This is a genomic window from Nocardia takedensis NBRC 100417 (genome assembly GCF_000308695.1).
GTDB lineage: Bacteria > Actinomycetota > Actinomycetes > Mycobacteriales > Mycobacteriaceae > Nocardia > Nocardia takedensis.
In genome coordinates this window covers 92,624-104,036 of the sequence record NZ_BAGG01000264.1, presented here as the reverse complement: position 1 = coordinate 104,036, position 11,413 = coordinate 92,624, and the positions used below count along the sequence as shown (strand labels likewise).

Genomic DNA, 11,413 nt, shown 5'->3' with positions numbered 1-11,413 from the left:
CTTCGAGGAGGGACTTGCGCAGTGCTTCGGTGAGACGTTCTTCAGTCGTCATCGGCGGACCTCACTGATTCGGATGTCGAGACTGACGGATTTCGGGAGGGATCGGCCTCGGCCGACCGCGCGCGGAAGGGGTCCGCCGCGGCGGACCCCTTCTGCGCGATGAGCTTCCAGTTCATCGTGATGCCGTGGTACATGCGGTAGTCGGCTTCGAATCGCTCGAACGCGGGATGCGGCACCGGCTCGAACGCCAACCCGTACGGTTTGGGATAGTTGTTGAACACGGAGCGATCGGCGCACACGTGCGCGGGGATGGCGAGGATCGCCCATTCCCAGCCGAAGACCAGGATGTAGGCCGTGACCACCAGGCCCTGGGTGACGGCGCTGTGCATCACGTTGTACAACACGAAATATGCCCGGGCGATATTGCCGTCCGGGCTTCGTCTGAATGCCAGCATCCCCGGCGCCGTGCCGACCAGGTCGATGTAGCCGAAGAGCAGCACGGCGTGCCACACGTCGAGGTCGCTCCAGTTGAACAGCATGAGCAGGAAGCACGCCGCGAACCCCAAGCCGTATTCGAGGCGTGCGTGCAGTGCGGTCGCCGGGGTGAAGAAGTGATTGACTGTGTCCATGGCGATCGCCTACCCGCGGGGCTGTGCGGCCGCGCCCACCGCGCGCGCCGGACCGTCGTCGATCATGATGCCGCCGAACAGCTTCGACACGATCTGCGACATGGCGTGCCTGAGCACCCGCAGCGCGACGGGATTCACGATCGACTCCATGCTCGGAACTCCGAAATCGAATTCGGCCGTGAAGGTGAGGATCAGGTCGCCGTCGACCTCGTCGACGCGCCAAGCACCCTCGAAGACGTCGAAGTCGCCGTCGATCTGGGTGAAGGTGATGGTGCAGGTGTCGTCGTCGTAGACGTCTTCTTCACTCCAGCACAGGACGCCGTTCCTGAAGTAGATCTCCCAGTGGGTGAGCGCGGACCCCGGGCGCGGGCCTGCCTCGGTGCGCACCGACTTCACCTGCTCGGGCGCGTATTTGACATAGACTTCGCCGTCCTTCAGTCGCTCGTAGACCTCGCGCCGCGACCAGCCGGACACCGCCGAGCGAACCTCAACCGCCTGCATTCGTTACCCCTGCCCATTGTCGAGTTGGATTGTCGCCGGCGTGAGCGAGGCGAAGCTGCGCTGCACCGCCTGTTCGATCTGCGCGATCTCCGATTCCGCGATCACGGCCGGCGGGGTGAAACGGATAACCGTCGGGCAGTTGACGGAATGATTGGCGATGACGCCGTTCTCGACCAGCCCGAGCATCATCTCGCCCGCGTACCCACCGTCGGCGAAGTCGATCCCGATCAGCAGGCCCGCGCCGCGGATCTCGCGCACGACGTCGGGCGGTGCGTGTCGCGCCGCGGCCTCGAAGCTCTCCAGCAGTCGCTTGCCGATCCTGGCCGCCTCGTCGACTACGTCGTAGATGGCCAGGGCTTCGATCGCGGCCAGCGCCGCGGCCGCGGTGATCGGCGCGCCACTGAAGGTCGACTGGTGCAGGAACGGATCCTTCTCGAACGGCGCGTACGCGCTCTCGGTCGCCACGACGGCGGCCACCGGGACCACGCCGCCGGACAGCGTCTTGCCGACCAACATCACGTCGGGTCGCACGGCCGTTCCGTCGATCGCCCACAGCTTTCCCAACCTGCCCAGGCCGGTGAGGATTTCGTCGACGATGAGGAAGGCCCCGAATTCGGTGCACGCGGTCTGGACGCCGTCGAGATAGTCGGCGTCGGGAATGATCACGCCCGCTTCGCCTTGCACGGGTTCGAGGATGACGCAGGCGGGCGGGCCGTCGCTCAACGCGCGCCGCAGCGCCGCGACGTCGTTGTACGGAATCTCCTCGACATCGGGAAGCAGCGGGGTGAACGGTTTCTGATAGACCGGTCTGGCGCTGACGCTGAGTGCGCCGATCGTGCGGCCGTGGTAACCGTTGGACATCGTGACGACGCGCCGGTAGCCGTGGATGCGCGCGAGTTTGAGGGCTGTCTCGGTCGCTTCGGCGCCGGAGCAGGTGAAGTAGACCTTGTCCAAGCCCGGTGGGGTGATGCCGACGAGTGCCTCGGCGGCTTGGGCCACGCGGCCTTCGATGAACAGTCGAGCGGACAGCGGATGACGCTGTACCTGTTCGACGACGGCCGCGACGACGTGCGGGTTGGTGGCGCCCAGCAGAAAGACGCCGTATCCGGAACAGTTCACGTACGGCGTGCCGGATTCGTCGAAGACCAGCGCGCCGTGCGAACGCTGTTCGACCTGCCCGCCGAAAATCCTCGAGAGCGCGACGAGCTTTCCCCCGAGGTGGCGTGCGTAGGTTTCGCGAACTCCCGCGCCGAGGGCGGGTGTCGTGCTGTCGGTATTGGGCTGCATGCGAAATCCCCGTTACTGGTTCAGGTGATGGAAATGGGCCGACCCAGGAATGAACCCTCGAGTTCGCTCACCATCGAGTTCCGGGAAGGCGGATGCAATGCCAGGGCGTGTGTCGCGGAGGCCAGGTAACTGATGGCGGGATCGGTGATGAACGCGATGCCGCCCAGGGTTTCCACGACGGCGCCGACCGTGCGGACGATCGCGTCCTGCGCGGCGTATCGGGCGATGAGCGCGCGGCCGAGTCGATCGGACCGATCGTCGGGGTCGTCGATGGATCGCGCGACGCTTTCCAGCGACAGCATGGTCGCCTGGAGCGCGCCCGCGGCCGCCGCCCGCGCGTGCGGCGTGCCTTTCCCGCTGTCCAGGAGCCGATCCACCAGTGCGCCCGCCATGCCCAGATACGCGGCGGTGATCAGCAGGGTGAACCACGTCAGACCGTGGGTCTCGAGTTCCTCGAGGGTGATGTCGATGCCTTCGGCGGGTTTCATGACGAGTTCGTCCGGAACCTCGACATCGGTGAGGACGACCTCGTCGCTCTCGGCGGCCCGCAGCACCGACGCGTTCCAGAACGGGCGCACCGAGAGGCCGTCGATGGTCGACGGGATGACCAGGACGCCGATCTGCGGTTCGTCGTCGTCGCCGATCAACGACACGCTGGCCGACATGAGATCCATCGATCGCGACAGGCTGCACGGCTTCTTCGACCCGTTGACGATCCAGTGTCCGCCTTTGCGATGGGCGGTCATCGTCGGCGACAGGAAACCCTGACCGGACCGTCCCTCGGCGAATCCCGACGACATGAAGAGGCGGTCGTTGGCCACCGCGTCGAGGACCATCCATTCCACGCCGTCGAAATGCTCTTCGATGGAACTCAACGCCGCTACCGAGAAATTGTGCATCGTGGCCGCGACCGCCAGGGACGGCGCGAGCGATCCCAGCGCCCGCGTGCAGTGCAGCGCTCGGTGGGCGGAGGCCCCCATCCCGCCGTGGCGTTCGGCGACCAACATCCCGGTCGCTCCGGAATCCCGATAGATTCCGAGTCCGATCGAACTGTCGGACTCCAATCGGCCGAAATCGGTCCGGGCGAGATTCTCGCCCAGGCCCGGAACCACATCTTCCAGAATCTCCAGCGACTCACGAGTGCTTCCCACCGTCAGTGCTCCTTCTCACCTAGTCGGAACCGAGGGGTCGGTCGTCTGCCGCGTTTTCGGAGTCGGTCAACCGGACGAACACCGATTCCCGGGGTCGCACCGCCGACGCGATGCTGATGGCCTGTAGATGACTGGTCCGCAGGATCGGGAAATGCGCCTCACCGAACGGGCCGCCGGTCAGTCCGGTGCCGCCGTGGGTCGGTAGACCGGGCGCCTGGGAGATGTGGCTGTCGTTGATCTTCAGGAAGCCACCGTTGTTCAGTCGGCGACAGAAGACCTCGATGAGATCCGGGTCCTGGATCCAGGCGGAATTCCTGAGCCCGTAGCGATTCGCGTTCATGAAATCGACGCAGGTTTCGAATAGGCCGTCCTGGGTACCGTCGGCATCGGTGTCCGCATCCACGACGACCAGCGGCAGCAGCGGGAAGAATGTCTCTTCCCGCACGACATCCAGCGTCTCCGCCACTTTCAGCCCGTCGATCCTGAGCAGGGTCGGATCGATGAAATATCCGGTTTCGCTGGGGGTCCCGTCGATTTCTATGCGTCCGCCGCCACACAGCACCTGCGCACCCGCGTCGGTCGCGGCGCCGAGCATCGACTCGAATGCCGCCGACTTCATCACCGGGGAGAGCAGCGAGCCCTCGTCCTCGGGATAACCCGGCCGAATTCGGCGGACCACCTGGATCAGTTTTTCCAGCAGGGTGTCCGCGACGTCCTTGTGCACGATCGCGTATTTGGGCACCATGCAGATCTGGGTCGAGCCGTAGAAACATTCCGACAGCGCGGTGACCGCGAGGTCGACCTCGGCGTCCGACCAGACCAGGACACCGTCGTTTCCGGCGAGTTCCAGAATCGCTTTCTTGCCCCGCGCGTGCCAACGGTTGCCGAGATCGATTCCGCGAACGGATTCGCCGAAGTACATCAGATCGTCGACATCGTCGGATTCGAGCCAACTGTCGAGCACGTCGTTGGGCGAGGCACAGATCACGTTGGCGGTGCCCGCGGGCGCCTTCCATTCGGAAAGAACCGGGTTGACGATCTCACGCCAGAACCACGCCGTCGCCAGGGGCGCGCTGCGCGGCGCCTTCACGATGACGGTATTGCCCGCGATCAACGCGCCGAGAGCGATCATCGAATTCGCCGCGGGCGCGTTGTGCGGGGGGTGTACCGCGACTACGCCGTCCGGTTTGCGCACCAGCCTGAGTTCTCGGCCGCCTTCGGTGGTGACTTCGGACAGTTGCTTGCGGGCGCGCGACAGATTCACCTCGGAGGTCATCTCGACGGCGCTGCCCACTTCCCACACGGCCAACTGCCTGGGATGACCTTCTGCGACCAGCATGTCGGTGAACTCGTCGGCACGCGCGCGAATCCGCTCGCCCACCGCCGTCGCGACCGCGAGACGCTCCTCCGGCGACCACCTCGACCACTCGGGGAACGCCGCCCTGGCCGCCGCCGAGGCTTCGCGCACTTGGTCGAGCGAACTCAGACCCACCCGCCCCACGACGCGTTCGTCCTCGCAGTCGTCGATGAGGCCGCGATCGAGATTGCGTTTCAATTTCAGCGCCGAGATCTCATCGCGCAGCAGTGCGCTCGCGCGGATGACGTGTAGCCATTTGCGGTGATCCGCATCCCGACCGTCGATCAACGACGGGTAGCTCTTCATAGGGACGTGTCCTCTCGAATGCATTGCCGTCCAGCGTTAACCGGCATTCTGTAGACGAATCACTCCGAGCGTCAGCGCTCCGGGCAAAGCTATGACAGAGCCGAAATCGCGTCAACGCGTCCGTCTGCCACACCAGATGGAAAGAAGCCGTTGGACACGCGGAGGCGGCGCGGGTCGCGACACGAATAGACCACCGCGGATTACTTGACAGGCATCGCGAGTTGTCTGTATCGCCCATTCACGAGTATCGAGCAGCGCCGATCACCGACAGGGCAGTGCGGCGGGCCGATCGCGTTCGACGGAAATCCCGATTCGGGAGTCATGAGGCACGAGGCGTTTCGAATTGCCGAATGTCAGCCGCTGAACAGGTGATCCGCGCCGAAGAAGGCGAAGACGCCCGAAAATACGCCCCGTCGGGACTTCACCGTCGAGGACGCGGGCGATATAATTTTCCGTCCGCGCTACGGACGAAACGTGGTCGGGAAAGAGTTCAGGACGTCTCGGTGCGCAGTTGCAGATCGCGCGCGATGGTAGCCCAGGTCACCGAGCAATACCTCGCCAACTCGATGAAGTGCGAAACGCAATGGTCCGGAACGGAGGTGGCGATCTTGGTGCTGTCGTCGAACCTGACGGTGCGCGCATGCAGCCAGCGCAGCAGTTCGCGTCCGGTCTCGTTCATCCTCAGTGCCGGGTCGCGCGAGAGGATCGCGAGCAGCGCCGTCGCGTCGGCCGGCTGATCGACACCGACGGGATGTTGTCCGTCGGCGCCGAGATGTACGGCATCGACCACGTCGCCGGGAGACGGTGATCCGGGAAATTCGCCACGGCTCAGGCGATCTCGAACGTTGCGCACCGTCCCCGGCGAGACTCCGGCCGCGCGTGCGATCGTGCGCAGCGACGCCGTGGGCATCTGCTCGAGCAGTTCGGCCGCGCGCCTGCGACCGTCGGAGGCGTCGACCGGACGGAACCGGCCGTCCTTGCCCAATCGGGTGTTCGACTGCGGATCGGCATCAGTTGCACACCGCAGGCGACTCACCACTTTGGCGGAGAGCCCGGTCGTCGAACCGATCGCACGGTCGGACCATTCGCTGTGGGTCACAAGGATTTTGGCGGCGGCAGCGCGTCGCTCCGCGAAGGTGAGCGGCAGTCCGTTGCTGATGTTCGCCTGCACCGCGACGATGAAGGCCAGGTCGATCGGACCGGTGATGAGATAGGCATCGAGTTCATCCATGCCCTTGCAGACCGCCGCGGCCACGCGATGCAGGCCGTCGAGTATGCGCATCGTCTGGCGATGGACGATGATGGGCGGCAACGGCCACTCGGCCGCCACCATCCGCTCGACATGGGCGCTGTTGAGGCCGCTCGAGCGTGGCGAGCCCTCGGCGAGCAGGTCGCGGATCTTGACCACACTCACGGGCAGCGAATTCCGGCTCGGTAGCCCGCCTCCCGCCGAGAGCGTCGCCGAGGACGAGGGTTCCAGGTCCACCCCCGGCACGCTCACCTCGTGACGGCCGCCCAGGGCGACACTCTCGTCGATTCTGCCAGTTGTCATCTTGTGCCTCGTCTCGGACTCGACGCCGTTCACCAGGGACGAATACGTCGGCAAGAAAACCTTTTTCACGCGCGGCTCCCCTGCCCCGTGCGCGTGCCGAGCGCCCCGGGCCCGGCGACGGGTCACCCCCGGTCGTTTCGGATGTCCTCACGCAAACCGACCCCGAACAGCGCGGAGTCGCGGATTCGTCGCCTCGAACTCGCCGACACGGACACGCCCCGTCGGCGGGCGGATCATCGTAGCGGTTCAGGAGGAGGTTCTATTTCGCCGTGAACTCCGGATCGGGCCCCGCCTTCCAGGCACTGCCCGCCGGCGATCCGTATCGGGTCCAATGCTCGACTCCCCGTTCGTGAAACTCGCGGATTATCCGCCGCACATGGACTTCCACCACTTGCATCAACAGGTGACCACCCGGATCGGCCTGCACCACGCCGAAGCCGTCACCACATCACACGGCGCGTCCTGATCGATTACCCGGTCGCGCATGTGATTTTCTACAACCACTTGGTCAGCAGCCCAACCTTTCTGGACGAGACATTGTGATCAAGCTACATCTGGATGCAAGTGCAGTCAAATACTTGGCCGATTCGCGCCGTGCGACGCGCGGCGACGAGGGCGATCATTTCCGAAAACAATGTATTTCACGTTCTGCCAACGACTTTGGTTCATCACCGTCTCACACCTCCCCCTACCAGCGAGGCTTTTACCGCGGCGAACCCCGTCGGCGATTCGGCTCTACGGCATCGCGGCATCGGCGCGGTCGACCTCGCGCCCCTCACCGTTCGGACGCGGACGGTAGGCACTCGGCGGAGTGCCGGTCCACCGTGCGAACGATCGACTGAACGCCGCCGTGCTGGCATAGCCGAGGCGCGCCGCGGTCTCTTTCACCGTGAGGTCGAGGACACCGAGCATATCGATGGCGAGCGCGCAGCGGACCTCCTCCTGGACGATGCGGAAGTTGGTCCCCTCCTCGGCGAGTCGCCGATGCAGGGTGCGGCGATCCATGTTCAGTCTGGCCGCGATCTCGCCCGCGGTCGGCGCGGTGTGGATCTGTTGCAGGAGAATCGCGCGAATCCTGCTCGCGAGCGGGCCGCGCTCGTGTCGGTTCTGCAACAGATCCAGGCACTGCTGCTCGCACAGCGCGGCGGTCGCCGGATCCGGCATCGACATCGGTTCCGCGAGCAGATCGAGGGGGAACGTCAGTTCCGTGGTCGGGCGGTCGGCGGTGATCCGCAACCGCCCGATCGGATCGTGGGCGAGGTCGGCGAGCATCCGCGCCATGCCCTCGGTCATCGTCGCCACACGATGCTCGGGCAGCGCCAGGTCCAGGCGCGCCTCCCCGAGACGATCCACCAGTCGCGGACTCAGACAGCGCAACACGATCACGCCGAAGATGATCACGATGTCGCGTTCGAGCAGGAACGCGCGGACATCGTCCGGGAGGTCTTCGTGCCGGAACGTGATCCGTCCCGTCGTCTGACTCAGACCGAAGGTGATGTCGATGAAACGGTTGCCGATCCGCAAGGTCCGCAAGGCGACGCGCAGCGCCTCGCCCGCGGTGGGGCTGCTGAGCATGGCGAAGCCCAGCAAGCCGAAGTTCGCCAGCGAGAAACGCATCGCCACCTCGGTGCCGAGCCCCGGTCGGTCCCCGAGCGTCTGCACCAGGTTTCGCGCGACGGACAGTTCCTGCACGCCTTCGACTTCCAGGTCCTCGGCGTCGAGATCGGCGACATGCAGTCCGGTCGAGGCCAGCAGTCGACGCTCCGCGATCCCGTGATCGAGGCCGACCCGGACCATGTGCCGGATTCCGACGGCGCCGCGGCGGAAGTCCCATGACTGTTGCTTCACCGTGCCGAAATTATCAAGGTTCCCCGTCGCGGGGTCCATCCCCCGATCGGTACGGCGTGGCCGGCGTTCGGCGGAGTCGGGCGCGGACTACACCGCGGGCCGGTCGTGCAGATGCGCCAGGCATCGCCAATACACGGTGAGAAATTGGACGAGATTTTCAATCAACGCGTCAGCCTCGCTCGTGGTGGAGCCATTGATCCACGAAGCCAGAATCTGTCCGACCCCGCCGACCATGAGCTGAGCGACGAACGGCACCGAACCGTGCTGATCGGTCGGCGTCGCCTCGCGGAGTTGCGCGTCCATGAGGTCGACGAACAATTGGGTCGATTCATACCGCTTGTGCAGGAGAACGGGATTGAATTGATTGGCGCTGAACAGCAGACGGCCCACGCGACTGTCGGCTTCGATGGCGCGCACAATTTCACCGATACCGGCGCGCAACTTCTCCTCGACCGGCGCGTTCGCCGCCGCCAGTTGCGCGGAGGCCGCCAGTTCCCGCACCGCCCAGTCGTAGATCTCGGCGGCGAACTCGTCTCTGTCCGTGAAGCTTTCGTAGAAGTAGCGCTGGGTGAGGCCGGCCTGCTGGCACACGTTGCGCAAGGTGAGCTCGCCGGGACTGTCGTGCACCCCGAGGATATTCAGGCCCACCTGAAGTAAGTGCTGGCGTCTTTGCGCGACCCGCTCTGCCGCGGGAAGACCGTTGTACGGACGGCTCGTTGTCGACGTCACCCCTCCAGTTTGACAGATGCGGGCCCACCGTATGCGGAGCCCCATCGAAGTCGGGGGAAGTATCGCGAAAGGGAATAACCGGCCCTGTCGCACATTTCGAATGCGACCGGTCTGATCGTTCCAATTGGTATGTCCCCCGGTGGAACTCGCGGCGTCCGGGAACCGGGGGAAACAAAGCACCGAGATCGGCGAGCGCGGTCCCGACCTCGCATGTGTGCCGGCTCACATATCCGTGCTTGCGAATTCGGCCGTGATCGCGGCCGCGAGGTTAGCGGCGACCCGCGTCGACGTGGTTCGCCGGTGCTCCGCGACGCCCCGGTGTCGGGACGTCGCTCCCCTGACGTCCGGGGCGTTTCGACTGTCTCAGCTCACCGGCGACGGCGGCTTCGTGGCCTGCGAGGCGTCCGCGACGTCCTCGGCGCTCGGCCGCACCCCCTCGGTCGGTTTGAGCAGGAGCCAGCCGACGACAGCGGCGGCCACCGAAACACCCCCGGCGACGAGGGAGGCCGTGTGGAAGCCGTCGAGGAACGCGTCTTTGACGAGGCCACCGAGTTGGGCGCCGACGGGATCCGGGATCGAATGCGCCGCCTGGACACCGGTCAACATCGAATTCGTCGCCGCGTCGTGGGCCTGCTGGGGCAACGGGAGGTCGGCCAATCCGGTGGCCACCTTCCCGGAGTACACCGACGCGAGGATCGAGCCGAGCACGGCGACCCCCAGCGTCCCGCCGAGTTCGCGACTCGTGTCGTTGACCGCGGAGCCCGCACCGACCTGCCCGGTCGACAATTCGTTGAGCACCATGAGGGTCGCTGGCCCCGAGACTAGCGCCACACCCGCGGCCAACGTCACCATCACGGGCACGATCACACCCCAGTACGAGGTGTCCGCGTCGTACCGAATGGTGAGCCAGAACGCGGCGGCCATGACGAGCGAGCCGAACACGGCGGTACGGCCGGCGCCGATCTTCGAGCCCAACCACATACTCGGACCGGCGAACACCGCCATCGCGATGGCGAAGGGCAGTGTTCGGATCCCCGTCTCCAGGGGCAGGAATTCTTTGACGCCCTGGAAATACTGCGTCATCAGGAAGACGAATCCCATCAGGGCGAACATGCCGAAGGTCAGCAGCATGGCCGCCGCGGCGAAGGTGCGGTCGCGAAACAGACGGATGTCGAACAACGGCGAGGAGAATCGGGTCTCCCAGACCACGTACGCCGCGATGATCGCCGCACCGACCGCGAGCCCGCCGACCGTGCGGAGGGTCAGCCAGCCGTTGTTCGGCGCCTCGATCACGCTGTAGACGATGAGGGAGATGCCCGCCATCGACAGCACCATGCCACCGAGATCGAAACGGCCGACATCGGGATTCCTGTTGGGCGGAATGAGGGCCGCGACCCCCACCAGGGCCACGATCCCGGCGGGGACATTGATCCAGAAGATCGAACTCCACGAATAGTGGTTGAGCAACCAACCGCCCACCACCGGCCCCACCGCGGCGGCGACGCCGGCGACCGCAGCCCAGATCGCGACCGCGATCGCGCGTTCGTTGAGGTTGTCGAACAGGATCACCACGATCGCGAGCGTGGCCGGAAAGACCAGGGCGGCGAAGAGCCCGAGGCCAGCCCGCGCGGCGATCAACTGGTTCAGATCCGTCGAGATCGCCGCGAGTGCGGACACCGCCGCGAAGCCCACGATGCCGATCAGGAGCACGGTCTTGCGGCCGAAGCGATCACCCAGGTAGCCGCCGGTCAACAGCAAGCCCGCGAACACGAGCGTGTACATGTCCACCACCAGTTGCAACCCGGAGGTGCTCGCGCCGAGCTCCGTGGAGATCTTCGGCAACGCGACATTGACGATGGTGTTGTCCACGAATACCAGGAACTCGGCGAAGCACAGGGCCACCAGTCCGAGCCATCGGATCACCACGGAACGCATCGGTTATGGACCTTCTTGTCTCTGGCGGACGGCACCCGGCGAGAGCCGCGACCCGCGCGCGGCCCGGTACCGGCGCCGACCACCGGTCGGCACAACGCCACTGTATGAGACACCCGAG

Annotated in this window: 9 protein-coding genes; all 9 read right to left on the bottom strand. The window is 65.5% G+C overall.

Going from position 1 to position 11,413, the window contains the following annotated elements; translation table 11 throughout:
• Positions 1-41 precede the first annotated feature (41 nt).
• Positions 42-629, bottom strand: coding sequence for a hypothetical protein (locus ON30_RS34315; protein WP_051030413.1), 588 nt, complete (start codon positions 627-629; stop codon positions 42-44).
• Between the two features lie 9 nt (positions 630-638).
• A complete protein-coding gene (locus tag ON30_RS34310; RefSeq protein ID WP_218006341.1) occupies positions 639-1,103 on the bottom strand; it encodes an SRPBCC family protein in 465 nt (154 codons plus the stop codon).
• A 30-nt stretch (positions 1,104-1,133) separates the two neighbouring features.
• Positions 1,134-2,417 (bottom strand): aspartate aminotransferase family protein, encoded by a 1,284-nt coding sequence (locus tag ON30_RS34305; RefSeq protein ID WP_051030410.1) that lies wholly within the window; start codon positions 2,415-2,417, stop codon positions 1,134-1,136.
• Positions 2,418-2,437: 20 nt separating this feature from the next.
• Positions 2,438-3,568, bottom strand: a complete 1,131-nt coding sequence (locus tag ON30_RS34300) for an acyl-CoA dehydrogenase family protein (protein WP_040714480.1) — start codon at positions 3,566-3,568, stop codon at positions 2,438-2,440.
• Positions 3,569-3,587: 19 nt separating this feature from the next.
• Positions 3,588-5,231 carry an aldehyde dehydrogenase family protein gene (locus ON30_RS34295; RefSeq protein ID WP_051030407.1) on the bottom strand — a complete coding sequence of 548 codons (1,644 nt, stop codon included), beginning with the start codon at positions 5,229-5,231 and terminating at the stop codon, positions 3,588-3,590.
• A gap of 490 nt (positions 5,232-5,721) precedes the next feature.
• Positions 5,722-6,816 carry a hypothetical protein gene (locus ON30_RS34290; RefSeq protein ID WP_051030406.1) on the bottom strand — a complete coding sequence of 365 codons (1,095 nt, stop codon included), beginning with the start codon at positions 6,814-6,816 and terminating at the stop codon, positions 5,722-5,724.
• Between the two features lie 702 nt (positions 6,817-7,518).
• Entirely contained in the window at positions 7,519-8,670 is a 1,152-nt protein-coding gene (locus ON30_RS34285) for a helix-turn-helix domain-containing protein (protein ID WP_051030405.1), read from the bottom strand.
• Positions 8,671-8,718: 48 nt separating this feature from the next.
• Positions 8,719-9,360 (bottom strand): TetR/AcrR family transcriptional regulator, encoded by a 642-nt coding sequence (locus tag ON30_RS34280; RefSeq protein ID WP_051030404.1) that lies wholly within the window; start codon positions 9,358-9,360, stop codon positions 8,719-8,721.
• A 363-nt stretch (positions 9,361-9,723) separates the two neighbouring features.
• Entirely contained in the window at positions 9,724-11,295 is a 1,572-nt protein-coding gene (locus ON30_RS34275; protein WP_051030403.1) for an MFS transporter, read from the bottom strand.
• Positions 11,296-11,413: the final 118 nt, after the last annotated feature.

Excerpts from the sequence above, each read along its gene's own strand:
- ON30_RS34315 (WP_051030413.1), bottom strand. The coding sequence starts at position 629 with ATGGACACAGTCAATCACTTCTTCACCCCGGCGACCGCACTGCACGCA.
- ON30_RS34305 (WP_051030410.1), bottom strand. The coding sequence starts at position 2,417 with ATGCAGCCCAATACCGACAGCACGACACCCGCCCTCGGCGCGGGAGTT.
- ON30_RS34295 (WP_051030407.1), bottom strand. The coding sequence starts at position 5,231 with ATGAAGAGCTACCCGTCGTTGATCGACGGTCGGGATGCGGATCACCGC.
- ON30_RS34285 (WP_051030405.1), bottom strand. The coding sequence starts at position 8,670 with ATGGACCCCGCGACGGGGAACCTTGATAATTTCGGCACGGTGAAGCAA.
- ON30_RS34275 (WP_051030403.1), bottom strand. The coding sequence starts at position 11,295 with ATGCGTTCCGTGGTGATCCGATGGCTCGGACTGGTGGCCCTGTGCTTC.